A 24,946-nucleotide genomic window follows, 5' to 3' on the forward strand; every position below is an offset into this window, starting at 1 on the left:
CAGATGGGAGGCGGCCACCTCTACACCTGCATCGCGCACCCGCGCCTGTTGCGCGCGGCGGACCAGATCGTCGTGAACGGCGTCGGGAGCCATCCCGACATAGGCGTTGAATACCGCCAAGGCGCGTAACAGGGCCGTGTTTGTCGGGAACTGCGCCAGTGCCTGCTCGAACGGCTGACGCGCCTGTTCGACCGCACCACCGGACATCCAGATTTGCTGGGCCAGTTCATTGACGGCATCGACATAGCCCGCGCGGCGCTCGATAGCCCCGCGATAGGCGGCAAGCGACTCCTCCGCCCTGCCCAGCGCCTGTAGCGAGCGACCCAGCACCAGCCACGTCTCCGGCGCATTGCCACCCAAAGACAGGGCCTTGCGGGCGGCAACCTCGGCCTCGGCGTGGCGGCCCGCATCCCCAAGACTGGAGGCTAGATTGTGATAGGCCACCATAGAGTTTGGCGTGGCCTTCACCTGCGCCTCACGCAGGGCAATCAGCTCGTCATAGCTTTGGCTGGCCTTCAAAAGGCCGATCTCGAAATCGGCAAATCGGGCCTTCTGATCGGCAGGCGCGGCGCGGACCAGCGCCAGCGCCTCGCGAAAGCGGTCGTCGCGCGCCAGTGCCTGTGCCCGTTGCGCGCGCTGTTCCGCCGTCATGCCGGTAATCACTGCCATACCCTCCCCCGAAGATGTCCGCAGATTACCGGATGCGTTTGACGTTGTGGAAGATGTCCTCGTCCGCCTCGTCTTCCGAGAAGCCGAAGTGGGCAAAGCCCGCCTTCATTTCCGGCGACAGCGGGGCCTCGACGATCAGCTTGCCACCGCCAGGATGGTCCAGCTCGATCCGGCGGGCGTGAAGCTGAAGCTTCAGCGTGCCCGACAGCTCTTTCGACTGGTCATTGCCGTATTTGGGATCACCAAGGATCGGGTGGCCGATGCCCGCCATGTGGGCACGCAGTTGGTGGGTCCGGCCCGTGAACGGACGCAGCGCCATCCATGCGGCGCGGTGCGCGGCGCGGCTGACGGTCACATAGGCGGTCTCGGCGGATTCCGCGCCGTGCTCCTTGGGATCGGCTGGACGCATGATCTCGAAGTCGTTGATGCCCGACTTCTTCAGCGGCATGTCGATCTGGCCCGCCGACGGCTTGGGGTTGCCGATGACGATGGCCCAATAGGTCTTTTTGGCGTGACGGCGGGCGAAGGCCCCCGCCAGACGCTTGGCCGCTTCCGGCCCCTTGCCCAGCAGCAGCACACCCGAGGTATCGCGGTCCAGACGGTGGACAAGGCGCGGACGCTCCATCCCCTCGCCCCAGGCCGACAGCAGACGGTCGACGTGCTTGGTCGTCTTGGTACCGCCCTGAACCGCCAGACCGGCCGGCTTGTTGATGGCGATCACCATGTCGTCTTCGTACAGCACCAGCGACTTGGCATAGGCCACGTCGCGCTCGCTGATCTTGGGCTTTTCACCCGGTACGCGCTCGACAGGCTCGGGAATCGGCGGCACGCGCACGGCGGCACCGGCGGTCAGGCGCTCTTCGGGTTTGATGCGGCTGCCGTCCACGCGGATATTGCCCGCGCGGCACATCTTCTGGACCTGAATGTGTGACAGGTGCGGCCAGCGGCGCTTGAACCAGCGGTCCAGACGGATGCCGTCCTCGGCCTCGGCTACATACAGGATCTGAACTTCGCGGCTCATCCGAAAACCTTACGCATGATGATCAAGCCGACAAACACGGCGACCACCGAAAGAAAAACTGAAGCGAGCGCATATCCGGCGGCCATGGCCATCTCGCGGCGCTCGAGCATTTGAACCAGTTCCAGCGAAAACGCCGAAAAGGTCGTGAACCCGCCCAATACCCCGACAACGGCGAAAAGGCGAACGGCTTCGCTCGTTCCCTGCGATTTCAGCGCGATCCAGCCTGTGACCAGCCCGATCAACAGGCCGCCGACAAGGTTCACCGCAAAGGTTCCCCACGGCCATCCACCGCTGCCAAAGGCGCGCACCATGGCCAAGCCTGTCGCATAGCGCGCCATGGCTCCCAGAGCACCGCCCGCCGCCACCATCAGAAAAGGGTTCATCCCTGCGGCTTACCCCGTTCCGAAAGCTTTGCGAAGCGGACAAGGAAAGCGCGATACGCGCACGTCGCATTTACCGAAAAGCGAAAACGCGACATTCTATGCACGCACCGGCTGTAAAGGCCGTCACGAAGAGAGGGTTAAGCCATGCTGTCCCTGTTACTCGCGTCGCTTCACCACCTGACCCTGCTGGGCCTGATCGTCATGGTCTCGCGACAGGGATTTCTGCTGCAACAATCGCCTTTACCGCTCGCCGCGCTCGGAAAGCTGGACAAGGGCGTCGGCATGGGCTCCGGCTTCATGCTCGTCATCGGCATCTGCCGCGTACTCTGGGGCGAGAAGGGTTGGGCCTTTTATCAGGGCAACCCCTTCTTCTGGGCCAAGATGGCCACCTTCGTCCTGATCGGACTGCTGTCTATCCGGCCCACCTTGCTGTTCATCCGGTGGGAACGTGCCCATGCGCGCGACAGAAGTTACACGCCGCCCGATAAGGAACTGGCCGTGTCACGCCAGTTCATTGTGATTGAACTGGCGCTGGTCTGCCTGTTGTTCATCTTTGCGGCAGCGATGGCGCGCTGGCCGTTCTGACGGCTTTAAAGGCGGTGACCAATGGCCTCCATCACGCCGCGCGCCGAATAGGCTTCGGGGTGATCGGGCTTGGGACCACGGCCCATAACGATCTCCAGCGTGGTCGAGGTCGGTGACGGACCACTGAAGTTCAGGCCGACACCCACGCCAACGCCCGAGGCGGACCAGCCGCCATAGCGGCCACCGCCCGCACCGATCGACACGTTGGGGCGCACACCACCCGCACTGTCAGGGCGACCGTCGATCCAGCGTTGGGTGACCTCGAACCAGTCGTAACCCCGCTCGGACGTCAGTTGCGCCGCACGATAAAGGGCGCGGTCAAACACCGGTCCTGCCGAGCCGACGCCATTATAGGTCACGCGGAAACGGTTGCTCTCGATCTGCTGCTCGGCATAGCCCTGCCCCCTCGCTGCGGTCTGGGGACCATACGGCGACAGGCTGGCACAGGCCGTCAGGGCCAGCGCCGAGGCCGCCAGCATGGATGCGGTCAGGGCCTTTTTTGAAAAGACAGACGTCATGGCGGTCACTCCCGAACAGATTGCGCGGATTCAGCGGATTACAGCCGCCATTGTTCCGCGCCCAGTCTGAACCGCCGATGAAGCCTTACAGCCCCGCCGCCGCCCTGAGGTCGGCAAAATCCTGCGGCTCGGGGGCCTCGATGGTCATACGGCCGCCCTCGGGGTGGGGAAAGGTCAGCTTGGCCGCGTGCAGCATCAGGCGCGGCGCACCGCGCCCCGCAAAGGTCAGCGCCCCGCCGTAACGCACATCGCCCACCAGCGGGCGACCGATATGGGCCATGTGGACGCGCAGCTGGTGCATGCGTCCGGTCAGCGGCTCCAGCTCGACCACCGCGCCTTCTTCATTGGCCGACAGGGTGCGGTAACGACTTTGGGACGCCTGCGCGCCCTCGGCGTCATCGGCGACGACGCGCATATAGGCCTCGCGCCCGATCTCCTCGCGGCGCAGGGCGGCCTCGATCAACCCCTGCTTCGGCTCGGGGGCGGAAGAGAGGATAGCGCGATAGGTCTTCTGGAATTTGCGCGCCTGCATCGCCTTGCCGAGGAAGCTGGCGGCGGGCTTGGTCTTGGCGATCAGGATGACGCCCGAGGTATCGCGGTCAAGGCGGTGCACCAGTTCGGGGCGTTTGCCGTTCGAGCGTTTGAACGCCCACAGCAGGTCATCCAGCGTATGGGCCTGAATGCGCCCGCCCTGACTGGACAGCCCCGCGGGCTTGTTCACCACCATCACATGCGAGTCCTGAAACAGGACCAGCGAACGCATGAAGGCGACGTCTTCGGGGGGCAGGTCTAGGGGCTGGCGCTTGGTCATCGCGCGCTCTTAGCCCAGTCCCCCCGAATGGTCGATTGGATTAGCGGATAATGCCGCGCGAACGGGCGAAATGGGCATAGGCCGCAGAGGCTGCCGCCACCACGATCACGGCAATCGCGGCATACAGGGTGCCGACGCCGAACAGCTCGCGGCCATTGGTTAGCACCTGCATGTAGACAGTGTTGGCCAGCACGGCGATCAGGCTGGCGACAAAGGCGTTGAACGCCAGCTTGCGACGCAGCAGCAGCATCAGCGCCCCCAGAACACCCGTCCAGACGCCGACGCCGAACACGATTTCAACCCACACCGGCTGGGCCTGAATGAACTGGACCTGTTCCAGCGTCATATCCGCATAATAGCTGCGGACCTTCATCACCTGCATATACCACTGGGACGCGCCAAAGCCGTTCCACAGCAGGGTGATGACGCCCACGGCCCACAGATGCCACGGTGCTTTTACGTTGCCGTTCATAGGTTTGGCTCCCAGCCCTTGAAGTGCAGCTTCAGTATGGCAGGCAGCGCCCCCTTGGCAATGGACTTAACTGCCGGCCACGCGCCACGGCGGGTTGGTGCGGTTCACCCCCGCGAAATACAGGCAGATGCGGTTGCCGTCCGGATCGCGCAGCCACGCCTCGCGCCAGTTCCAGTCCTGATCGACCGGATCATTGTCAAAGGCGAAGCCCGCGGCCTTCAACGCCGCCACCCGCGCGTCCAGATCGACGCACTCGAAATAGACGCCGCCCATATTGGGCCGCACCTGATCGGCGATATGGATCGAAAAGGTCGAGCACAGGTCCTCGTCCTCGCCCGGACAGATGAAGCGGGCATAGTGGTCGCTGGACACGATCATCTTCAGACCCAGCGCCTGATAAAAGGCCTTGGCGCGGGGGATGTCCGATACCTCGACGGTGACTTGGTTCAGCTTCATCCGGCTCTCTCCTTGCGACATATCATTGATAGGCCGCAGCTATGCCGTGCGAAGTCCAAAACAAGGGCAAGCGCCCCCTAAATTCGCGTCACATTACGAGAGCTATTGGATGCCCCAGTCATCGTCATCCGATCCCGATCCGGCCTTTTGTGCCTGAATACGGGCGCGCATCTGGGCCCAGCGTTCCATACGCATCTTGACCTTCTCCTCATGCCCCTCGCCTTTCGGGCGATAGAAGCTCTGGCGGGGCATGCCGTCGGGGAAGAAGTTGTCGCCGGAAAAGCCCTCGGGCGTGTCGGGATCGTACTGATAGCCCTTCCCGTAGCCCAGCTCCTTCATCAGCTTGGTCGGGGCATTGCGGATATGGGCGGGCGGGATCAGCGAGCCGGTTTCAGCCGCTGCCTTTCGCGCCGCCTTATAGGCCTGATAGACGCCGATGGACTTCGGTGCCGTGGCCAGATGGACCACGCACTGCGCCAGGGCCAGTTCCCCCTCGGGGGAGCCGAGGAAGTCATAGGTATCCTTGGCGGCGTTGGCCACGAGGATGGACAGCGGGTCCGCCTCGCCAATGTCCTCCACCGCCATGCGGACCAGACGCCGCGCGATGAACAACGGATCCTCGCCCCCGTGCAGCATCCGCGCGAACCAGTACAGCGCCGCATCCACATCCGATCCCCGCACGGACTTATGCAGGGCCGAGATCAGGTTGTAGTGCTCTTCGCGGCTCTTGTCGTAGGCAGGGGCGCGTTTCTGCAGGATGTTGGCCATGCCCTGCACGTCCAGCTGCTCGCCCTCGGCCAGATTGAACAGCACCTCGACCATGGTCAGCAGATAGCGTCCATCGCCATCCGCCATGGTGAACAGTGCCTCGCGCGCTTCGGGCAGCAGCGGCAGCGGCTTGCCCGTATAGGCCTCGGCCCGCTGGAGCAGCTTTTCCATCGCTGCATCGTCCAGTCGCTTCAGCACATAGACCTGCGAACGCGACAGCAATGCGCCGTTTAGCTCGAAACTGGGGTTTTCCGTCGTTGCGCCGACAAGGGTGACAATCCCCGCCTCGACAAAGGGCAAGAAGCCATCCTGCTGGGCGCGGTTGAAGCGGTGGATTTCATCCACAAACAGCAAGACCGAACGGCCCGAGGCACGGATCGCCCTCGCCTGTTCGAACGCCTTCTTCAGATCGGCCACGCCGGAAAACACGGCGCTAATCTGCATGTATTCATAGCCCGCGGCCTTGGCCAGCAGACGGGCTATAGTGGTCTTTCCTGTGCCGGGCGGCCCCCAAAGGATCATGGAGCCCAGACGGCCCGCCTCGGTCATGCGCCGGATCGGCCCGCCTTCACCCAGCAGATGGTCCTGCCCCACCACCTCGTCGAGCGTGGTCGGACGCAGACGGTCGGCCAGAGGCGCGTCAGGGGGATGGATGCCGGCGGCTTCGAACAGATCACTCATGACCCATCCATAAGCCGTCCGGCATCCGATTTCACCTGATTAGAGGCGCGAGCTTAGGGGATACGACCGTTCAGCTGGCGACCGCCGCGTACAATCACGATCTCCGAGCCACGCGCCGCACGGTTGAGGGCTGCAACCGAAGTGACCGCACGTCCGTCCAGCGAGACAATCACGTCATTGGGACGCAGGCCAATGCGATGGGCGATGCTGCCGCGCTGGATGGCCGTCACGAAGACGCCGGTGGTGAACGGATCACCGCCCATGCGGTCCGCACGCGCCGGATTGAGCGCCATGCCCGACAGACCGGTCAGAGCGCCCTGCCCCACGACCTCGCCCTTGCCGATATCGGCCTCACCCGGAAGCTGGGTCACGCGGGCGTTCACCGACATGCGGCGACCGTCGCGCAGCAAGGTCACAGCCACGGTGTCGTTCGGCTGTTTGGTGCCGATGCGATAGTTCAGGCCGCCCTGATCGTTCACCTCTGCACCGTCGATGGCGATGATCACGTCGCCTTCCTCGATACCGGCGCGTGCACCCGGACCGCCGTCATAGAGGTTGGTGACCATCAGACCTTGCGGACGTTCCAGCCCAAGGCTGCGGGCCATGTCGGCGCTAACGGCCTCGCCCTTCACGCCCAGCCACGGACGAACCACGCGGGTCTCGCCACCCGTAGCGGAATCCAGAACACGGCGTACCATGGCCGCAGGCACGGCAAAGCCGACGCCCGAGGCACCGCCGCTGCGGCTGAAGATGGCGGTGTTGATGCCGATCAGCTCGCCATCCATGTCCACCAGCGCCCCGCCCGAGTTACCGGGGTTGATTGGCGCGTCGGTCTGGATGAAAGAGCCTGCGTCACTGATGCCCGTATCGGTACGGTTCAGGGCCGAGATGATGCCGTTGGTCACCGTCTGGCCCACGCCAAACGGGTTACCGATGGCCAGCACCAGATCGCCGACCTGTTGTTCTTCCTGATCGTCGATGCGGATCACCGGAAGCTCGCCCTGCACATCCTCAAGCTGAAGCACGGCAATGTCCGAACGCTCGTCGGCCAGAAGCACGCGGGCGGGGAATTCGCGGCGGTCATTCAGGGTGACGCGGATTTCACGCATGTCCTTGACGACGTGGGCGTTGGTCACCACCAGACCATCGGCCCGCACAATCACGCCCGAGCCGATCGAGCCCGTCTGGCGCGAGGTCGGAATGCCCCAGAAGGGATCACGCCCCTGCTGCACGCCACGCGCGGCGATGTTGACGACGGCGGGGGCCGCAATGCGAACCACAGGAGCAAAGCTGGTCTTCATCGCGCCCGCATCGGTGGGGGCGATGCGCGGCTGGGTTTCGGAGAATACGCCCTCTTGCGCCTTGGTAGGTTGGGACTGACCGCACGCCGCAACCATGAGTGCAGCGGCAATGGCAAGGTGTGATGTCTTCATCTTATCCCGTGTTCGCAGTCTTGAATTTAGGAGAACGCCATTCGGCACTGGTATTTGGTCATGAAAATGGCGAGGCCCTTGCCAAAGAGCAAAGGTGTTCAAACCAGATTTGGCGATGATCCGGCCCATTTCAACCACTTGCAGCCGATAGCGTTCCTCGGCGCACAAAAAAGCGGGCGGCCCGTTGGGGACGCCCGCCTGATTGTTATCGGATCGATTTAGCGGACCGTCAGGGCCAGCGTGTCTTCCGGATTGCCGTCCGTCTTGGGAACCTCGATCCCCAGCAGGCGGCCCAGCAGCGGCTGGACGTCAACGCTGTCCATATTGGGCAGCGACGCGCCACGCACGATGTTCGGCCCCGTGGCGATGAAGATCGCCTTCATATCGGCCAGTTCATTGTCATAGCCATGCGCGCCGCCCGGACGGGTGACAGCGCGGTTGCGCGTCCCCACCAGCCAGTTCGGCGATGCCAGACAGACAAAGTCCGACACACGCGGATGAGTGCCAAAGGCCAGACGCGCAGGGACGTTGGCCTTGCGCCAGCATTCCATCTGTTCGTGCTTGCCCACCAGAGCGGCCTCGACCTCGGCGTCGCGGCCTGCGGCGGCGTTGATCATGGCAACAGGGCCGGAATAGACGACCTCGATGGCCGAGACGTCCATCATGTCATCCAGATAGGTCACACGGTCCGGCGAGGTTGCCGCCATGCCGTGATCCGACACCACGATGACGACCGTCTTGTCGGCAATGCCGCGCGCCTTCAGGCCATCCATCAGACGCCCGATAGAGGCGTCGGTTTGGCGAAGGGCGTCTTCGACCTGCGGCGAGTTAGGGCCGTGGTGGTGGCCCATAGTGTCCACCAGATCGAAATAGAGGGTGGTCAGGCGCGGGCGCTGCTCCTTCGGCAGGTCCAGCCACGACAGCAGACGATCCACGCGGGCATCCCCGCCCATCGACTGATCAAACACAGCCCAGTGCGTCGGGCGTACGCCGCGGACATCGGCTTCCGAGCCCGGCCAGAACATGGTGCCGGTGATCACACCCTGATTTTCCGCCGTGACCCAAATCGGCTCGCCACCGTCCCACCAGCGACGGTCCGTCACTGCCGCGCGATTGCCCAGCGAGAACGAGCCCAGTTCGGGGTCGCGGATATTGTTGCCGACCAGACCGTGATGGTCCGGATGAAGACCCGTCACCAGCGTATAGTGGTTGGGGAAGGTCACCGTCGGGAAGGACGCCTTCATCGGCGTGGACGTGCCTTCAGCCGCCATCTGCGACAGATGCGGCGTCAGTCCACGCTGCAGATATTCGGCGCGGAAACCATCAATCGAGATCAGGATGACGGTTTCAGGCAGGGCCGCGACAGCCTGGCTTTGGGCTGCAGGCGAAGCGGTCGCCGCATCCGGCGCACCGACCGAAGCACAGGCTCCCAGAGCCAGACACGCACCCAATGCGGTGCCGGCCACCAAGCGGGAAAACAAACCAGTCTGTATCATACAGCCCCCAAGTACTCACTTGACCACAAGCTATGCCGGATACGTAACAGAGATGCGACAGGTATCGCTTAAGGAATCAGCTTGCCGGTCTGTGAATATGCGGACAATCTCGCATTATGAACGCCGTTATTTCAACTGAGCAGCTGAGCAAATCCTTTGGGTCCGTCACGGCTTTGGATGGCCTGTCACTCGATATTCCCAAGGGCGGCGTCTATGGAATTCTGGGTCCGAACGGTGCGGGCAAGTCCACGCTCTTCCGCATCCTTCTGGGCCTGATCGAACCGACCAGCGGGCGCGGCACGGTGCTGGACTATCCCCTCGCCCACTCGCCCACCTTGCGGCGCATGGGCTCGATGATCGAGACGCCGCGCTATCCTGCCTATCTGACCGCGCAGGAAAGCCTGACGTGGCTGGCGACCGCCCACGGCATGCGGGCCGAGGTGGATGTCGCCTATTGGCTGGACCGCGTCGGCCTGACCGAGGCGGCAGAGCGCCGTGTCGGCGGCTTTTCCGTTGGCATGATGCAACGGCTGGGGGTGGCGGCAGCCCTGATGACCCGCCCCGACCTCGTCATTCTGGATGAACCCACCAGCGGCATGGACCCGCCCGGCATCACCGAAATGCGCGGCCTTATCCGCAGTCTGGCCGACGATGACGGCGTCACCGTCATTCTGGCCAGCCACCAGTTGAACGAAGTTCAAAAACTGTGCGACCGCGTGGCCATTATGAACCGTGGCAAACTGGCCGCCGAGGGCAGCGTCAGCGAACTGTCGGAGAACACCGAGCATCTGCATCTGGTCGCCTCTCCGCTGTCCAAGGTGCTGGATATCGTAGGCGATGCGGGGCACATCGTCGGTGAGGCTGTGCTGGTGAATGTCCGACGTCAGGACACCGCCGCCCTGATCCGCCATCTGGTCACGAGCAACGTGGATATTATGGAGGCGCGATGGGTCGGGGCCGATCTGGAGGCCATCTTTATCGCCCAGACCAGTGCGCCCGATCCGCTCGCAACCGAGTCCACAACGACGGAGGCCGGCCATGCTGACTGATGCCATCCGCTCGGAGCTGTATCGCTTTTCGCGCAACAATACGGTTTGGATCTGGGGCCTGCTGGTTGTGCCCGTCGCCTCGGCGATTGCGGGCGTGGTCCAGCGCCAGTTCATCCTCAATACGCTGGAAAAAGCGCGCGGTGAACTGCCGCCAGAGTTGATGGCACCGGATACGCCGCTGGCACTCCTGCCTGCCTTGGCCAATCAGGCGTCGGGTGTGGCGGGGATCAACCTGTTGGCCTTCTTCCTGATTGCGGCTGCGGTGATCTCGGCCAGTGACTACCGCTGGGAAAGCTGGCGACTTCTGCGTCCGCGAAACAGCCGCTCCAACCTGATCCTCGGCAAGGCCGCAACGATTGCCATTCTGGCGATCATCCCCATCGCCCTGCATCTGATCCTCGAGATCATCGGCCAGATCATCTCGGCCTCCATCGAGAACCGCGCCATCACCGTGGGCGGCTCGATGAAGCTGGCCGGCAATACGCTGCTGATGATCGGCGTCGGCTGGATACGGACGGTTCAGGTGGCCTTCCTCGCCCTGCTCGCCTCCATCATCACACGGTCGATGTTCGGCGGCTTGATCGCCGCCGTTGCCGTCAGCGCGGGAACCTTCATGGTCGAGCGAATGATGATGGCCATGGGCTGGGAGCCGGGATCGTGGCGCATGCTGCTGCTGTTCCCTGCAGGGGCGCATGACCTGCTGCAGGCCGCACTGACCGGTGCCAATGTCAGCGGCGCTCAGGTCTTCAGGGCGCTCGTGGGCTTGATCCTGTGGCTGGTCGGCCCGCTGGCCCTGTCCGTCTGGCTGTTCAACCGTCAGGACATCAACAAGGAATAGCGGCCCGGTTTAGAGCCGCTTTTCCATAAAGACATCGGCCCGCGCATAGGGGGTGTCGCGCTTTGGCAGATAGTCAAAGCCAGCACTCTCATAGAGCCGCAGGGCCGGTGCCAGTCCCGAGTTGGTTTCAAGGTACAGGCGCGGTGCCTTGGCCTCTCGCGCGGCCGCCTCGGCTGCATCCATCAGCATCCGCGACAGCCCTGCCCCACGCGCTTGCGGCGACACCGTCATCTTGGCCAGCTCGAAACCGCCATCCTCCATCGGCATCAGCGCGCAGCAGCCGACCGGCTCTGCCCCCTCCTGCTCGACAATGAAGATGTGCCCGCCGACATCCAGAATGGTGCCTTGCGGATCATTGAGCACCAGATGGTCCTTGGGCTCCAGCGTAAAGCCGCCCTCCATGATCCAGGCGGTATTCAGATCACGCCAAGCTTGGGCGTGCTGGGGTTGATAGCGGACGACGCGGTACTGAGGCTTGGCCATATGCCCCTATGTCGCGCCGTTCGGCGAGTTTCAAGACGGCAAAGAAAAAGGGCGGCCAGCTCGAAAGCCGACCGCCCTTTTTGATCGTTCAGATCAGGAAACGAAGATTAAGCTTCGTCGCCTTCGATCTCGACAACCGGACCGGAGTCCTTGCCCTTGGCCGAGACGTCGCGATCGACGAACTCGATGACTGCCATCGGGGCGTTGTCGCCGTGACGGAAGCCGGCCTTCATGATGCGGATGTAGCCACCTTGGCGGTCTGCATAGCGAGCAGCCAGGGTGTCGAACAGCTTGCCGACTTGCGGCACATCACGAACTGCGCTGATGGCCTGACGACGAGCGTGCAGGTCGCCGCGCTTGGCGAGGGTGACCAGCTTCTCAACGAAGGGACGCAGTTCCTTCGCCTTCGGCAGGGTCGTGGTGATTTGCTCGTGCTTGATCAGCGAAGCAGCCATGTTGGCGAACATGGCCTGGCGGTGGCTGACCGTACGGCCGAGCTTGCGATAGGCGGCGCCGTGGCGCATCGGGGTCTCTCCTACTCAACCCTGGTTTCCTGCCCGAACTCTTTGTGGGCTAGGACCTAGGGCCTCTCATTCTAACCGCCCCAACCGATCCAACGCGGGACCTGGGCGGAGGGTTGATGATCAGATCTGGTCGTCGAACTTCTTGGCCAGGTCTTCGATGTTTTCCGGCGGCCAGTTCGGCACATCCATGCCGAGGCTCAGGCCCATGGTCGCCAGCACTTCCTTGATCTCGTTCAGCGACTTGCGGCCGAAGTTCGGGGTGCGAAGCATTTCGCCCTCGGTCTTCTGGATCAGGTCGCCGATGTAGACGATGTTGTCGTTCTTCAGGCAGTTGGCCGAACGAACCGACAGTTCCAGTTCGTCCACCTTCTTCAGCAGGGCCGGGTTGAACGGCAGGTCGGGCTTACCGTCCGACTGCTCGACAGCCTTGGTCGGCTCTTCGAAGGTGATGAAGATCTGCAGTTGGTCTTGCAGGATGCGAGCAGCGAAAGCTGCTGCGTCAACCGGCGAAACCGCACCGTTCGTCTCGATCTCGAGGATCAGCTTGTCATAGTCCAGCGACTGACCTTGACGGGTCGGCTCGACGCGATAGGCAACGCGCTTGACCGGCGAGTAAAGGGCATCAACCGCGATCAGGCCGATCGGGGCGTCTTCCGGACGATTGAACTCGGCTGCGACATAGCCCTTACCGTTCTGGACGGTCAGTTCCATGCGGATCGAAGCACCGTCGTCGAGCGTGCAGATAACGTGATCCGGATTCAGGACCTCGATATCAGCCGGGACGTCGATCTGACCGGCGGTCACGACACCGGGACCGGTGGCGCGCAGGGTCATGCGCTTCGGACCTTCCGCATGCATGCGGAGAGCCAGTTGCTTGATGTTCAGGACGATGTCGACAACGTCCTCACGAACGCCTTCCAGCGAGGAGAACTCGTGGACAACGCCGTCGATCTGGATGGCGGTGACTGCTGCGCCCTGAAGCGAGGACAGCAGAACGCGGCGAAGCGCGTTGCCGAGCGTCACACCGAAGCCGCGCTCGAGGGGTTCGGCAACCAGACGCGCTTTACGTTGCGGGTCAGAGCCGGCCTCGACCTGGGGCTTCTCGGGACGGATCAGCTCTTGCCAGTTTCTTTCGATCATAAGTGTCCCTCGAACGGGTTTCACTGACCCCACCTGTGTGCACTCAGGCTAGTAGGGGTCAGCAGAAAAAAGAGTCAGGCGGCGATTAGACGCGACGACGCTTGGGCGGACGGCAGCCGTTGTGCGGCATCGGGGTGACGTCACGGATGGTGGTGATCGTCATGCCAACAGCTTGCAGTGCGCGCAGCGCCGACTCACGGCCCGACCCCGGACCCGAGACGTTGACTTCGAGGGTCTTGACGCCGTGTTCAGCAGCCTTCTTGCCAGCATCCTCAGCAGCCATCTGGGCGGCGTACGGGGTCGACTTACGCGAACCCTTGAAGCCCATGTGACCAGCCGACGACCACGAGATCGCGTTGCCTTGGGCATCGGTGATCGTGATCATGGTGTTGTTGAAAGAGGCATTCACGTGGGCGACGCCCGAGGTGATGTTCTTACGTTCGCGGCGCTTTACGCGACCCGGTTCCTTAGCCATAGCTCAGGCCTCTCTCTTACTTCTTCTTGCCGGCGATCGGCTTGGCCGGACCCTTGCGGGTACGAGCGTTCGTGTGCGTGCGCTGACCGCGGACCGGCAGGCCCTTACGGTGACGCAGGCCGCGATAGCAGGCCAGATCCATCAGACGCTTGATGCTCATCGAGGTTTCGCGACGCAGGTCGCCCTCGACGGTGTAATCACGGTCGATGGTTTCACGGATTTGCAGGATTTCGGCATCGGAAAGTTGGTTCACGCGACGGGCCGGCTCGATGCCTACCTTCGCAGTGATTTCCTTGGCGGTGTGCGCGCCAATGCCGTGAATGTACTGAAGCGCGATTTCAACGCGCTTGTTGGTCGGAATGTTGACGCCAGCGATACGGGCCACGAAATTCTCCAGGTACGCGTTAGTCAGACGCAAAAATCGTTCCGGTTAACAAACCTGGAACGTGTGCGCCCTTCGCGGAAGACCGCCCTTATACATGGGATTCCCGTCCCGTCAACGCTTGCTGCCGGGAAAGAGAGATTAACAGAAAGTTTCCTAAGGCCATTCAACCCCGACGCTGATTTCTGCACCGTCGATGGGGCGGCCATCGCGGACCGCAGGACGAAAGCGGAAATATCGCGCGGCCGCAAGGGCCGCTGTGCCGAATTCCTGACCTTGGGGCGACTCATTTGTGACTCGGCAACGGGTCAGCAGCCCGTCGGCCCCGAGTCTACAGGCCAGCTGTACCGCCCCGCCTTGGCGACGGCGAAAAGCGTCGCGCGGATGAAGGGCCCTCAGTTCCGCCTGACTTGGGCCACGGATGATGCGCGGGCCGGACCCCGAACCGTCGCCGGAGCCACTGCCCTGCCCTCTACCCGTCCCCGTACCTTCGCCGCCCTGCCCCATGCCGGGTGTGGGGGTTGCTTCTTCTGCCACACCGATGACCAAGGGCGGATCGGGCGTCGGGGTTGGCGGTGCGGTCACCTCGGGCGGTGGCGGATTGGGGCGCGGTGGCGGAATGCGGACAGCAGACGTCGATGCGGGCGCTCCGCCGCCTTCACTGACGCTCGGCTCTACCGGAGGCGGCGGCGGTGGCGGAGGGGGCGAGGTGACGGTTGGCGGCACCAGATCGACCAATATTGCGGGCACAGTCTCGAACGGCACGCTTTGCGCCGTCCAGCGCCCCAGCAACAGCCCTGCGCCCAGATGCAGCCCGACCACCACGGCAATCGCACCCGCCCTCGCCCACCGGCGGCGGGTGGCGCGGGCATGGCTATGTGTGGGTTCGGTCAACGGCATCCGATCTTAACGCGCGGGACAAAGAAAAAGGGCCGATGCCGGAGCATCGACCCTTAATCTGCTTTACCGAGCCTGAAGGCCGGCTGAACGTCTTAGGCGAGAGCCGCGTCGATGGCCGCAGCCACCGTGGCGATGTCACCCATGCCGTCCACTTCCGTCAGCTTGCCCTGCGCTTCGTAATAAGGAAGCAGCGGAGCCGTGTTGGCGTTGTAGACAGCCAGACGATCCTTGAAGGTCTCAGGATTGTCGTCGGCACGGCCCTGATCTTCAAAACGCTTGGTGATGCGTTCGGTCAGAGCGGCGTCATCCACCTTGAGGCGGACCACGGCGTCGATCTGGCTACCACGCTTGGCCAGCATGGCGTCCAGAGCTTCAGCTTGAGCCACCGTACGCGGGAAGCCATCGAAGATGGCACCGCCAGCGGCCTCGGCTTCCGGCAGTCGGGCTTCGATCAGGGCAATGACGATCTCGTCGGTGACCAGGTCACCACGAGCCAGCACGTCCTTGACCTTGAGGCCCAGCTCCGAGCCCGACGCGATCGCTGCACGCAGCATATCGCCGGTCGAGAGCTGTACCATGCCACGGGTTTCAACGAGGCGTTTCGCCTGCGTGCCCTTGCCGGCAGCCGGCGGTCCGAAAAGGATCAGATTCATAGTCAGATTATCCCCAGCACCTGAACCTTAGCGACGCACAACCGGCGTACCGCCACGACCACCACGGCCGCGCAGCTTAGCCTTCTTGATCAGACCCTCATACTGGTGAGCCAGCAGGTGGGACTGGATCTGTGCCACGGTATCCATCGTAACCGAAACCACGATCAGGATCGAAGTACCACCAAAGTACATGGCGTTACCCATACCCGCGACCATGAACTCCGGCAGCAGGCAGACGGCGGTGATGTAGGCCGCGCCGATTACGGTCAGGCGGGTCAGGACATAGTCCAGATAGTCCGCCGTGCGCTTGCCCGGACGGATGCCCGGCAGGAAGCCACCGTATTTGCGCAGGTTCTCGGCCGTCTCTTCAGGGTTGAAGGTGATCGAGGTGTAGAAGAAGCAGAAGAAGATGATCAGGGCTGCGTACAGCACCATGAACACCGGCTTACCGTGCGTCAGCTGGGCCGTAACCATCGGCAGCCAGGACATCCACTCCGGCAGGTTGGCCGTTGCGGTGAACTGGGCGACCGTGGTCGGCAGCATCAGCAGCGACGAGGCGAAGATGGCCGGAATGACGCCGGCGGTGTTCACCTTCAGCGGCAGGAACGAACGTTCGCCACCGGTCACGCGGTTGCCTTCCTGACGCTTCGGATACTGGATCAGAAGACGGCGCTGGGCGCGTTCCATGAAGACGATGAACATGACGGTCGCAACCGCCAGGATCGCCAGACCCAGAAGGGCGAAGGCCGACATCTGGCCTTGCTGGGCCAGACCCAGCAGACGGGCAATGGTGCCCGGCAGGACAGCGACGATACCAGCGAAGATGATCAGCGAGATACCGTTACCGACACCGCGCGCCGTCACCTGCTCACCCAGCCACATCAGGAACATGGTGCCGCCCGTCAGGGTGACAACCGTGGTGGCGATGAAGAACAGGCCCGGAGCATCGACCAGACCCTGCGAGGCGTTCAGGCCGACGGCGATACCGAAGGACTGGGCCAGAGCGAGGATCACAGTGAGGTAACGGGTGTACTGGTTCAGCTGCTTACGGCCGGATTCACCGCCCTCTTTCTTCAGCTTTTCCCACGGCGGATAGACCGCGCCCATCAGCTGGACGATGATCGACGCCGAGATATAGGGCATCACGTTGAGGGCGAAGACAGCCATACGCTCGACCGCGCCACCCGAGAACATGTTGAACATGTCCAGGATGCCGCGCTGACCTTCCGGGTTCTGGAAGAACTGCAGGAAGGCAGCCGAGTTGATACCCGGGATCGGCACATAGGTGCCCAAGCGATAGACCAGCAGGGCGCCCAGCGTGAACAGCAGGCGCTTGTGCAGCTCGGTCGCCTTGGCGAACGAGCCCATGTTCATATTTGCTGCGAGTTGTTCAGCGGCCGAAGCCATAAGCTTTCCCCACGACTATTCATGTCGTCAGATAAGGTGAAAGCGGCCCCCATGCGAGAGCCGCTTTCGAAAAATCGTCATCCCTTGTTCGGAAGATCCCGAAATTCCCCCATTTAACTGGGGGAAACGGGATGACGACAGCAGTCTTAGGCCTTGGCAGCCGTGCGCTTGGCGCGGGCCGAGATCTTGTTGGCGTCGCCCTTCGGAGCCTTGGCTTCCGGAGCCTTGCCCTTGGCAGCTTCGCGCTTGGCAACGCGGGCAGCAGCCTTGGCTTCAGCTTCGATACGCTGTTGCTCGACCTTGCCGCCAGCAGCTTCGATAGCCTTGATGGCGCCCGAGGTTGCCGACCAGACGACCAGGTTCAGCTTGGCCTTCAGTTCGCCTTCACCCAGGACGCGAACGCCGTCCTTTTCGCGACGGATGACACCAGCGGCGACCAGAGCGGCACCGTTGATTTCAGCCTTGGCGTCCAGCTTGCCAGCGTCGATGGCTTCTTGGATGCGCCACAGGTTGACTTCAGCCAGCTTCAGAGCGTTGGCGTTATTGAAGCCACGCTTCGGCATACGCATGTACAGCGGCATTTGGCCGCCTTCGAAGCCGCCAATGGCGACGCCCGAACGCGACTTCTGACCCTTGACACCACGGCCAGCGGTCTTGCCCTTGCCCGAACCCGGGCCACGGCCGACACGCAGACGAGCCTTGGTTGCGCCTTGGTTGTCGCGGATTTCATTCAGTTTCATGTGCCTGATCCTTTCGGGTGCTAGCGCCAGCGGGATGTGCGGACACACCACGACTGACTCGGCGTTTAAAAAACGAAGGGTCGCTCATAGGCGACCCGGACATGCATCGCAAGATGCAAACGTACTTACGCTTATCGGCGTACTGCGACTTTCGCCGCAAACAGCGGCCGGAAAGTAAAACGCCCTCCCCCGTTTCCGAGGGAGGGCGTCTTAGCGTTTTTAGCCTTCGACCACTTCAACCATGTGGGCGACCTTGGCAATCATACCACGGATAGCCGGGGTATCTTCCAGGGTGACCTCACGGCCGATTTGGTTCAGGCCCAGACCGACGAGGGTAGCGCGTTGATCAGCCTTGCGGCGGATCGGCGAGCCAACCTGACGAACGGTCACGGTCTTCTTTTCGCTCTTGGCCATCGATTAGCCCTCCACAGATTCCGGTGCCGAAGCACCATCGTTGCGGCGGCCCATCAGGTCGGCGACCTTCTTGCCGCGCTTGGCAGCAACTTGACGCGGCGACGACTGGACCTTCAGAGCTTCGAAGGTAGCGCGGATCATGTTGTAGGGGTTCGACGAGCCGGTCGACTTACCAACGACGTCTTGGACGCCGAGGGTTTCGAGGACGGCACGCATCGGACCACCTGCGATCACGCCGGTGCCTGGAGGGGCAGCGCGCATCATGATCTTGCCAGCGCCCCAACGGCCGTTGCCGTCGTGGTGCAGGGTGCGGTTTTCGCGCAGCGGAACGCGGATCATCGTCTTCTTGGCTTCTTCGGTCGCCTTGCGGATGGCTTCCGGCACTTCACGTGCCTTGCCATGACCGAAGCCCACACGACCCTTGCCGTCGCCCACAACCATCAGGGCTGCGAACGAGAAACGACGGCCGCCCTTCACGGTTGCGGCCACGCGGTTGATGTGGACCAGTTTCTCGATGATGTCGCTTTCAGCAGCGTCTACTGCCGGAGCGTTGCGGTCACGACGATTGCGATCGCCGCCGCCGCGTTGGGGTTCACGAGCCATGTCTGTCGTTCCCTTAGAAGTTCAGACCGGCTTCGCGCGCGGCTTCCGCCAGCGCCTTGACCCGGCCGTGATAGATGTAGCCACCGCGGTCGAAAACGACATCTTTGATGCCCTTTTCGATGGCACGTTCGGCGATCAGCTTGCCAATCTTGGCAGCGGCTGCGACGTCCGAGCCCTTGGAACCCTTGCCACCTTCCAGCGACGAGGCCGAAGCGACAGTGATGCCCTTCGAGTCGTCGATGATCTGTGCCGAGATGTTCTTGTCCGAACGGTAGACCGACAGACGCAGACGGCCGTTGGCGACTGCACGCAGACGACGACGGTTGCGCTCTGCGCGACGCTTGGCTTGTTGTTGAAGAGAAAGAGCCATGACTTACTTCTTCTTGCCTTCCTTGCGTCGGACGGTCTCGCCCTGATAACGCACACCCTTGCCCTTATAGGGCTCCGGCGGACGCAGCTTGCGGATGACTGCGGCGATTTCACCAACGGCTTGCTTGTCGATGCCCGAGATCTTGATCTCGGTTTGCTTCGGCACAGCGAAGGTGATGCCAGCCGGCGGAGCGATGTCCACGTCGTGGGAGAAGCCCAGTTGCAGCGACAGAGCGTTGCCCTTCAGGGCGGCGCGGTAACCCACGCCGACCAGTTCCAGGGTCTTCTCGAAGCCGTCGGTCACGCCGGTCACCATGTTGGCGACCAGAGTGCGCGACAGGCCCCACATAGCCTTGGCGCGTTGGCTTTCCGAACGCGGGGTCAGGGTCAGCTCGTCGCCTTCCTGCTTGACCTCGATTTCTTCGGCCACGGTCCAGGACAGTTCGCCCTTCGGACCCTTCACGGTGATGTCCTGGCCGTTGAGCGTGAGAGTCACGCCCTTCGGCACGGTGATGGTTTTCTTGCCGATACGAGACATATCAGTAGACCCTGCACAGGACTTCGCCGCCGACGTTAGCGTCGCGGGCAGCGGCGTCAGACATAACGCCCTTCGAAGTCGAAAGGATCGAGATGCCGAGACCATTCTTGACCGGCTTCAGATCGCCGATGGCCGAATAGACGCGACGGCCCGGCTTCGACACGCGAGCGATCTCTGCGATCACCGGCTGGCCGTCGAAGTACTTGAGCTCGATCTCGAACTGCGGGAACTCACCCGGGTTTTGAACCAGGTTGTAGCCGCGGATATAGCCTTCCGACTGCAGCACGTCGAGGACGCGCTGACGCAGGCGGGAAGCCGGGGTGAGCACCTTCGAACGCTTGCGGGTCGCAGCGTTCTTGATGCGAGCGATCATATCGCTCAGGGGATCGTTGATCATCATAACTGTTCGCTCCCCTTACCAGCTCGACTTGGTCAGGCCCGGGATTTGACCCAGGTTGCCCAGTTCGCGCAGGGCGACACGGCTCATCTTGAGCTTGCGGTAGTAAGCCCGCGGACGGCCCGTGACTTCGCAACGGTTGCGAATACGGGTCGGAGCGGAGTTACGCGGCAGGGCTGCCAGCTTGAGGCGAGCTTCGAAGCGCTCCTCCAGCGGCAGGCTTTCGTCGTTAGCGATCGCCTTCAGGGCTTCACGCTTCGCGGCATACTTCGCAACCAGAGCCTTGACGGCTTCGTTACGGTTTACGGCGCTTTTCTTAGCCATTGTTCTTTCCCTTTCCCGATCAGTTCACGAACGGGAACTTGAACTCGGTGAGGAGAGCCTTGGCTTCCTCATCGGTCTTGGCCGTGGTGCAAACGACGATGTCCATGCCCCACATCTGGTCGATCTGGTCGTAGTTGATCTCCGGGAACACGATGTGCTCCTTCAGACCAGTGGCGTAGTTGCCACGACCGTCGAACGAGGTGCCCTTGAGGCCACGGAAATCCTTCACGCGCGGCAGCGCGATCGTGATGAACCGGTCCAGGAACTCGTACATTTGGTCGCCACGCAGGGTGACCTTACCGCCGATGACCATACCTTCACGCAGCTTGAAGCCTGCGATCGAGTTACGGGCCTTGGTGGCAACGGCCTTCTGACCAGCGATAGCCGTCAGATCCTTGAGGGCTGCAGTAGCCTTCTTGGAGTCAGCAACAGCTTCACCGATACCCATGTTCAGGACGATCTTGTCCAGCTTGGGGACCTGCATTTCGTTCGTGTAACCGAACTTTTCCTTCATGACCGAACGGATACGTTCAACGTATTCGGCCTTCAGGCGCGGGGTGTACTTCTCGGTAGCCATCAGATGACGTCTCCGGTCGTCTTGGCGAAGCGGACCTTTTGGTCACCTTCAACCTTGAAGCCGACGCGGGTTGCCTTGCCGTTAGCGTCGACAATGGCGACGTTCGACAGGTGCAGCGAGGCTTCCTTGTTCTTGATGCCGCCTTGCGGATCAGCTTGGGTCGGGCGCGTGTGGCGCTGAACCATGTTGATACCTTCAACGACGACGCGGTTCTCGGCCGGGAGGACCTTGAGCACCTTGCCGGTGCGGCCCTTATCCTTGCCGGTCAGGACGACAACGTTGTCGCCCTTCTTGATCTTGGCAGCCATGGTTACAGGACCTCCGGAGCCAGCGAGATGATCTTCATGTGGTTCTTAGCGCGAAGCTCACGCGGAACCGGGCCGAAGATACGGGTGCCAACCGGCTCGTTGGACTTGTTGACGATGACAGCAGCCGACTTGTCAAAGCGGATGACCGAACCGTCTTTGCGTTGGATGTCCTTAGCGGTGCGAACGACGATGGCGCGAACGACATCACCCTTCTTAACGCGACCGCGCGGGATTGCTTCCTTCACAGAGGCGACGATGGTGTCGCCGATCGAGGCGTAGCGGCGCTTAGAACCGCCGAGCACCTTGATGCACATGACCCGGCGGGCGCCCGAGTTATCGGCCACTTCCAGGTTAGTTTGCATCTGGATCATAAGATCAGATCCTTCTGATTACGAGGCCGAAGCCGGGGAAAGGACTTCCCAGCGCTTCAGTTTGGACTTGGGGGCGCACTCGACGATGCGAGCGACGTCGCCGACCTTGAGGGCATTGGCTTCGTCGTGCGCGTGATATTTCTTCGAAAGACGAACCGTCTTCTTCAGAACCGGGTGGAGCAGCGTGCGCTCCACCTTGACCACGACGGTTTTGTCGCCCTTGTCGGACACGACCACGCCTTCGAGAATTCGCTTGGGCATATTCGTTTCCTTACGAAGCGCGCTTCTCACGCAGAAGCGTGGAGATGCGAGCGATATCTTTGCGCACTTCACCCACGCGGTGGGTTTTTTCCATTTGGCCGGTAGCCGCTTGGAAGCGCAGGTTGAACTGTTCCTTCTTGAGCTTCAGCAGCTCTTCGGACAGTTGGTCGACGGTTTGCGACCGGAGATCAGCGATCTTGGTCATTATGCGGCTTGCTCCATTACGATGCCGGCATCCAGGCGGGTGACCACCTTGGTACGGATCGGCAGCTTGGCTGCGCCGAGACGCAGAGCTTCACGAGCGATATCGTCCGGCACGCCGTCGATTTCGAACATGATGCGGCCCGGAGCCACGCGAGCGGCCCAGTAATCCACGGCGCCCTTACCCTTACCCATACGGACTTCGGCAGGCTTGCCGGTGACCGGCAGGTCCGGGAAGATACGGATCCACACGCGGCCTTGACGCTTCATGTGGCGGGTGACGGCACGACGGCACGCTTCGATCTGACGAGCAGTGATGCGTTCCGGCTCCATTGCCTTCAGGCCGTACGAACCGAAGTTCAGCGAGAAGCCGCCCTTCGACGAACCGCTGATGCGGCCCTTAAAGGCCTTACGGTATTTGGTCTTTTTAGGTTGCAGCATGGTCTAATCAGCCCTCACGACCGCGACGCTGACCGCGATCACCGCGGGGACCACGTTCACGGCCTTCGTTGGACGACGGACCCGAGGCTTCCTGGGCCCAACGCTTGTCCTGAGCCATCGGGTCGTGCTCGAGCACTTCACCCTTAAAGACCCAGACCTTCACGCCGATGATGCCGTAGGTCGTCTTGGCTTCATAGAAGCCGTAGTCGATGTCAGCACGCAGGGTGTGAAGCGGAACGCGACCTTCACGGTACCATTCCATACGAGCGATTTCAGCACCGCCGAGACGGCCCGAAACGTTGATACGAACGCCCTTAGCGCCGAGACGCATGGCCGATTGCATCGAACGCTTCATAGCGCGACGGAAAGCCACGCGGCGTTCCAGTTGCTGAGCGATGTTTTCAGCGATCAGCTGAGCGTCGGTTTCCGGCTTACGGACTTCGACGATGTTCAGGTGAACTTCGCCTTCGGTACGAGCCGCAATGTCCTTGCGCAGCTTGTCGATGTCAGCGCCCTTCTTGCCGATCACGACGCCCGGACGGGCGGCGTAGATCGTCACGCGGCACTTCTTGTGCGGGCGCTCGATGATGACACGAGCGACGCCAGCGGCCGACAGGCGTTCCTTCAGCCACGCGCGCAGCTTCAGGTCTTGGTGCAGCAGTTTGGCGTAGTCAGCACCGCCGGCGAACCAGCGGCTGTCCCACGTGCGGTTCACGCCGAGGCGCAGACCGATCGGATTGATTTTCTGACCCATTAGGCGGCCTCACCTGCTTCACGAACCACGATGGTGAGTTCGCTGAACGGTTTCAGAATGCGCGACGAGCGACCACGAGCGCGGCTCGCAAAACGCTTCATCACCAGGTTCTTACCAACATAAGCTTCGGCAACGACCAGGTTGTCGATGTCGAGGTTGTGGTTGTTCTCGGCGTTCGAGATGGCCGAATACAGGGCCTTGCGAACGTCGATGGCGATGCGCTTGCGGCTGAACTCGAGCTCGTTCAGAGCCTTTTGCACCGGCAGGCCGCGGATCGAGGCGGCCACCAGGTTCAGCTTTTGAGGGCTGATGCGAACGTTGACCAGCTTAGCGCGGGCTTCGTTCGCAGCAACACGACGGGTGTTCTTGGTCTGGGCCATGGATTATTTCCTCTTGGCCTTCTTGTCCGCAGCGTGACCCGGGAAGTTACGGGTCGGCGCGAACTCGCCGAACTTCATGCCAACCATCTCTTCCGAGACGGAGACCGGAACGTGCTTCTGGCCGTTGTAAACGCCAAAGGTCAGACCGACGAACTGCGGCAGGATGGTGGAGCGACGCGACCAGGTCTTGATCACATCGTTGCGGCCCGACGATTGAGCGGCGTCGGCCTTCTTGAGCAGATACCCGTCGACAAACGGGCCTTTCCAGGAGGAGCGGGCCATTCTTAGCGAGCCTTCTTCACGTGACGGCTACGGATAATGTACTTGTCCGTGGCCTTGTTCTTGCGAGTACGGGTACCCTTGGTGTCCTTACCCCACGGCGTAACCGGAGTACGACCGCCCGAGGTACGACCTTCACCACCACCGTGCGGGTGGTCGATCGGGTTCATGGCAACACCGCGGACGTGCGGACGCCAGCCCATGTGACGCTTGCGGCCAGCCTTACCGAGGTTTTGGTTCATGTGGTCCGGGTTGGACACGGCACCAACGGTAGCCATGCAGCCATCCAGAACCATACGCAGTTCACCCGAACCCAGACGGATTTGAGCGTAGCCTTGGTCGCGGCCGACCAGCTGAGCGTAAGCACCAGCCGAACGAGCCAGCTGAGCACCCTTGCCCGGCTTCATTTCCACGTTGTGGATGATGGTGCCGACAGGGATCGAGCGCAGCGGCATGGCGTTGCCCGGCTTCACGTCAACCTTTTCACCGGCGACGATGGTGTCGCCAGCCTTCAGGCGTTGCGGAGCAATGATGTAGGTCTTCTCACCGTCGGCGTAGGTCACCAGGGCGATGAAAGCCGTACGGTTCGGATCGTACTCCAGGCGCTCAACGGTGCCGATAGCGTCGAACTTACGACGCTTGAAGTCGATCTTACGGTACAGGGTCTTAGCGCCACCGCCGCGGAAGCGGACAGCAACACGACCACCTTGACCGCGACCGCCCGACTTGGTCAGGCCTTCGGTCAGCGACTTTTCCGGACGGCCTTTGTGCAGCTCGGAACGGTCAACCAGCACCAGGGCGCGGCGGCCCGGCGACGTCGGATTGTAATGCTTCAGAGCCATCTG

The 24,946-nt window shown here is 62.3% G+C and carries 38 protein-coding genes; 3 read left to right on the forward strand and 35 right to left on the reverse strand.

Annotation, left to right across the window (positions count from 1 at the left end; genetic code table 11):
- From Q0Y42_RS09505 to crcB, 3 genes are all read right to left on the reverse strand, one after another.
- Positions 1-669 (reverse strand): tetratricopeptide repeat protein (locus Q0Y42_RS09505; RefSeq protein WP_297802942.1); only part of this gene is annotated, 669 nt, incomplete at its 3' end.
- Between the two features lie 25 nt (positions 670-694).
- Positions 695-1,690: an RluA family pseudouridine synthase gene (locus Q0Y42_RS09510; RefSeq protein WP_297802945.1), complete on the reverse strand. Its 996-nt coding sequence runs from the start codon at positions 1,688-1,690 to the stop codon at positions 695-697.
- Positions 1,687-2,073 carry a fluoride efflux transporter CrcB gene (gene crcB / locus Q0Y42_RS09515; RefSeq protein WP_297802948.1) on the reverse strand — a complete coding sequence of 129 codons (387 nt, stop codon included), beginning with the start codon at positions 2,071-2,073 and terminating at the stop codon, positions 1,687-1,689. The genes Q0Y42_RS09510 and crcB overlap by 4 nt, the downstream gene beginning before the upstream one ends.
- Positions 2,074-2,217: 144 nt before the next feature.
- On the opposite strand from crcB, the gene Q0Y42_RS09520 reads away from it, so the two are divergent.
- Complete coding sequence (locus Q0Y42_RS09520) at positions 2,218-2,658, forward strand: DUF2214 family protein (RefSeq protein WP_297802951.1); 441 nt, start codon at positions 2,218-2,220, stop codon at positions 2,656-2,658.
- A 5-nt stretch (positions 2,659-2,663) separates the two neighbouring features.
- On the opposite strand, the gene Q0Y42_RS09525 is transcribed toward Q0Y42_RS09520, so the two are convergent.
- From Q0Y42_RS09525 to Q0Y42_RS09555, 7 genes are all read right to left on the reverse strand, one after another.
- Positions 2,664-3,176 (reverse strand): hypothetical protein, encoded by a 513-nt coding sequence (locus Q0Y42_RS09525; RefSeq protein WP_297802954.1) that lies wholly within the window; start codon positions 3,174-3,176, stop codon positions 2,664-2,666.
- Positions 3,177-3,261: 85 nt separating this feature from the next.
- The gene (locus Q0Y42_RS09530) at positions 3,262-3,987 is read right to left on the reverse strand and encodes an RluA family pseudouridine synthase (RefSeq protein ID WP_297802957.1); all 726 of its coding nucleotides are present in this window, start codon (positions 3,985-3,987) and stop codon (positions 3,262-3,264) included.
- Between the two features lie 40 nt (positions 3,988-4,027).
- Entirely contained in the window at positions 4,028-4,459 is a 432-nt protein-coding gene (locus Q0Y42_RS09535; RefSeq protein WP_297802960.1) for a hypothetical protein, read from the reverse strand.
- A gap of 66 nt (positions 4,460-4,525) precedes the next feature.
- Positions 4,526-4,915 (reverse strand): VOC family protein, encoded by a 390-nt coding sequence (locus tag Q0Y42_RS09540; protein ID WP_297802963.1) that lies wholly within the window; start codon positions 4,913-4,915, stop codon positions 4,526-4,528.
- A gap of 102 nt (positions 4,916-5,017) precedes the next feature.
- Positions 5,018-6,364: a replication-associated recombination protein A gene (locus Q0Y42_RS09545; RefSeq protein WP_297802966.1), complete on the reverse strand. Its 1,347-nt coding sequence runs from the start codon at positions 6,362-6,364 to the stop codon at positions 5,018-5,020.
- A gap of 53 nt (positions 6,365-6,417) precedes the next feature.
- Positions 6,418-7,797: a trypsin-like peptidase domain-containing protein gene (locus Q0Y42_RS09550; RefSeq protein WP_297802969.1), complete on the reverse strand. Its 1,380-nt coding sequence runs from the start codon at positions 7,795-7,797 to the stop codon at positions 6,418-6,420.
- A 218-nt stretch (positions 7,798-8,015) separates the two neighbouring features.
- Positions 8,016-9,293 (reverse strand): ectonucleotide pyrophosphatase/phosphodiesterase, encoded by a 1,278-nt coding sequence (locus Q0Y42_RS09555; protein ID WP_297802972.1) that lies wholly within the window; start codon positions 9,291-9,293, stop codon positions 8,016-8,018.
- Positions 9,294-9,409: 116 nt separating this feature from the next.
- Here Q0Y42_RS09555 and Q0Y42_RS09560 point away from each other — a divergent pair, with 116 nt between their 5' ends.
- A complete protein-coding gene (locus tag Q0Y42_RS09560; protein ID WP_297802975.1) occupies positions 9,410-10,342 on the forward strand; it encodes an ABC transporter ATP-binding protein in 933 nt (310 codons plus the stop codon).
- Positions 10,332-11,180, forward strand: a complete 849-nt coding sequence (locus tag Q0Y42_RS09565) for a hypothetical protein (RefSeq protein ID WP_297802978.1) — start codon at positions 10,332-10,334, stop codon at positions 11,178-11,180. Before Q0Y42_RS09560 ends, Q0Y42_RS09565 begins: the two co-directional genes overlap by 11 nt.
- Positions 11,181-11,189: 9 nt before the next feature.
- On the opposite strand, the gene Q0Y42_RS09570 is transcribed toward Q0Y42_RS09565, so the two are convergent.
- The 25 genes from Q0Y42_RS09570 to rplB all read right to left on the reverse strand — a co-directional run bounded on the left by Q0Y42_RS09570 (position 11,190) and on the right by rplB (position 24,943).
- Entirely contained in the window at positions 11,190-11,663 is a 474-nt protein-coding gene (locus Q0Y42_RS09570) for a GNAT family N-acetyltransferase (protein ID WP_297802981.1), read from the reverse strand.
- A 107-nt stretch (positions 11,664-11,770) separates the two neighbouring features.
- Complete coding sequence (gene rplQ / locus Q0Y42_RS09575; protein ID WP_292054581.1) at positions 11,771-12,187, reverse strand: 50S ribosomal protein L17; 417 nt, start codon at positions 12,185-12,187, stop codon at positions 11,771-11,773.
- 120 nt (positions 12,188-12,307) lie between these two features.
- A complete protein-coding gene (locus Q0Y42_RS09580) occupies positions 12,308-13,327 on the reverse strand; it encodes a DNA-directed RNA polymerase subunit alpha (protein ID WP_242914263.1) in 1,020 nt (339 codons plus the stop codon).
- A gap of 85 nt (positions 13,328-13,412) precedes the next feature.
- Positions 13,413-13,802, reverse strand: coding sequence for a 30S ribosomal protein S11 (gene rpsK, locus Q0Y42_RS09585; RefSeq protein WP_242914264.1), 390 nt, complete (start codon positions 13,800-13,802; stop codon positions 13,413-13,415).
- Between the two features lie 16 nt (positions 13,803-13,818).
- A complete protein-coding gene (gene rpsM, locus Q0Y42_RS09590) occupies positions 13,819-14,187 on the reverse strand; it encodes a 30S ribosomal protein S13 (protein ID WP_292054577.1) in 369 nt (122 codons plus the stop codon).
- Positions 14,188-14,340: 153 nt separating this feature from the next.
- Entirely contained in the window at positions 14,341-15,078 is a 738-nt protein-coding gene (locus Q0Y42_RS09595) for a TonB family protein (RefSeq protein WP_297802989.1), read from the reverse strand.
- A gap of 98 nt (positions 15,079-15,176) precedes the next feature.
- On the reverse strand, positions 15,177-15,737 hold the full coding sequence (locus tag Q0Y42_RS09600; RefSeq protein WP_297802992.1) for an adenylate kinase: 561 nt from the start codon (positions 15,735-15,737) through the stop codon (positions 15,177-15,179).
- 27 nt (positions 15,738-15,764) lie between these two features.
- Complete coding sequence (gene secY / locus Q0Y42_RS09605) at positions 15,765-17,144, reverse strand: preprotein translocase subunit SecY (RefSeq protein ID WP_297802995.1); 1,380 nt, start codon at positions 17,142-17,144, stop codon at positions 15,765-15,767.
- A gap of 146 nt (positions 17,145-17,290) precedes the next feature.
- Complete coding sequence (gene rplO, locus Q0Y42_RS09610) at positions 17,291-17,884, reverse strand: 50S ribosomal protein L15 (RefSeq protein ID WP_366108290.1); 594 nt, start codon at positions 17,882-17,884, stop codon at positions 17,291-17,293.
- 219 nt (positions 17,885-18,103) lie between these two features.
- Positions 18,104-18,298, reverse strand: a complete 195-nt coding sequence (rpmD, locus tag Q0Y42_RS09615) for a 50S ribosomal protein L30 (protein ID WP_297802998.1) — start codon at positions 18,296-18,298, stop codon at positions 18,104-18,106.
- A 3-nt stretch (positions 18,299-18,301) separates the two neighbouring features.
- On the reverse strand, positions 18,302-18,901 hold the full coding sequence (gene rpsE, locus Q0Y42_RS09620; protein WP_297803001.1) for a 30S ribosomal protein S5: 600 nt from the start codon (positions 18,899-18,901) through the stop codon (positions 18,302-18,304).
- 13 nt (positions 18,902-18,914) lie between these two features.
- Positions 18,915-19,271: a 50S ribosomal protein L18 gene (gene rplR, locus Q0Y42_RS09625; protein WP_297803004.1), complete on the reverse strand. Its 357-nt coding sequence runs from the start codon at positions 19,269-19,271 to the stop codon at positions 18,915-18,917.
- A gap of 3 nt (positions 19,272-19,274) precedes the next feature.
- On the reverse strand, positions 19,275-19,808 hold the full coding sequence (gene rplF, locus Q0Y42_RS09630; protein WP_297803007.1) for a 50S ribosomal protein L6: 534 nt from the start codon (positions 19,806-19,808) through the stop codon (positions 19,275-19,277).
- A 1-nt stretch (position 19,809) separates the two neighbouring features.
- Positions 19,810-20,208, reverse strand: a complete 399-nt coding sequence (gene rpsH / locus Q0Y42_RS09635) for a 30S ribosomal protein S8 (RefSeq protein ID WP_292054562.1) — start codon at positions 20,206-20,208, stop codon at positions 19,810-19,812.
- A gap of 15 nt (positions 20,209-20,223) precedes the next feature.
- Entirely contained in the window at positions 20,224-20,529 is a 306-nt protein-coding gene (gene rpsN, locus Q0Y42_RS09640; RefSeq protein ID WP_292054560.1) for a 30S ribosomal protein S14, read from the reverse strand.
- A 19-nt stretch (positions 20,530-20,548) separates the two neighbouring features.
- Positions 20,549-21,106 carry a 50S ribosomal protein L5 gene (gene rplE / locus Q0Y42_RS09645; RefSeq protein ID WP_297803011.1) on the reverse strand — a complete coding sequence of 186 codons (558 nt, stop codon included), beginning with the start codon at positions 21,104-21,106 and terminating at the stop codon, positions 20,549-20,551.
- The gene (gene rplX, locus Q0Y42_RS09650; RefSeq protein ID WP_292054555.1) at positions 21,106-21,414 is read right to left on the reverse strand and encodes a 50S ribosomal protein L24; all 309 of its coding nucleotides are present in this window, start codon (positions 21,412-21,414) and stop codon (positions 21,106-21,108) included. The genes rplE and rplX overlap by 1 nt, the downstream gene beginning before the upstream one ends.
- 2 nt (positions 21,415-21,416) lie before the next feature.
- Positions 21,417-21,785: a 50S ribosomal protein L14 gene (gene rplN / locus Q0Y42_RS09655; RefSeq protein ID WP_167178083.1), complete on the reverse strand. Its 369-nt coding sequence runs from the start codon at positions 21,783-21,785 to the stop codon at positions 21,417-21,419.
- An 18-nt stretch (positions 21,786-21,803) separates the two neighbouring features.
- Positions 21,804-22,046: a 30S ribosomal protein S17 gene (gene rpsQ / locus Q0Y42_RS09660; protein WP_292043435.1), complete on the reverse strand. Its 243-nt coding sequence runs from the start codon at positions 22,044-22,046 to the stop codon at positions 21,804-21,806.
- Positions 22,047-22,056: 10 nt separating this feature from the next.
- The gene (rpmC, locus tag Q0Y42_RS09665; RefSeq protein WP_242914278.1) at positions 22,057-22,251 is read right to left on the reverse strand and encodes a 50S ribosomal protein L29; all 195 of its coding nucleotides are present in this window, start codon (positions 22,249-22,251) and stop codon (positions 22,057-22,059) included.
- Positions 22,251-22,688 carry a 50S ribosomal protein L16 gene (rplP, locus tag Q0Y42_RS09670; protein ID WP_297803022.1) on the reverse strand — a complete coding sequence of 146 codons (438 nt, stop codon included), beginning with the start codon at positions 22,686-22,688 and terminating at the stop codon, positions 22,251-22,253. Before rplP ends, rpmC begins: the two co-directional genes overlap by 1 nt.
- 7 nt (positions 22,689-22,695) lie before the next feature.
- Positions 22,696-23,442, reverse strand: coding sequence for a 30S ribosomal protein S3 (gene rpsC / locus Q0Y42_RS09675; RefSeq protein ID WP_292054549.1), 747 nt, complete (start codon positions 23,440-23,442; stop codon positions 22,696-22,698).
- On the reverse strand, positions 23,442-23,822 hold the full coding sequence (gene rplV, locus Q0Y42_RS09680) for a 50S ribosomal protein L22 (RefSeq protein WP_292054545.1): 381 nt from the start codon (positions 23,820-23,822) through the stop codon (positions 23,442-23,444). The genes rpsC and rplV overlap by 1 nt, the downstream gene beginning before the upstream one ends.
- 3 nt (positions 23,823-23,825) lie before the next feature.
- Positions 23,826-24,104, reverse strand: a complete 279-nt coding sequence (gene rpsS / locus Q0Y42_RS09685; RefSeq protein ID WP_297803026.1) for a 30S ribosomal protein S19 — start codon at positions 24,102-24,104, stop codon at positions 23,826-23,828.
- A gap of 2 nt (positions 24,105-24,106) precedes the next feature.
- Positions 24,107-24,943, reverse strand: coding sequence for a 50S ribosomal protein L2 (rplB, locus tag Q0Y42_RS09690; RefSeq protein WP_297803030.1), 837 nt, complete (start codon positions 24,941-24,943; stop codon positions 24,107-24,109).
- Positions 24,944-24,946: the final 3 nt, after the last annotated feature.

The organism is uncultured Brevundimonas sp. (assembly GCF_947305955.1).
GTDB lineage: Bacteria > Pseudomonadota > Alphaproteobacteria > Caulobacterales > Caulobacteraceae > Brevundimonas.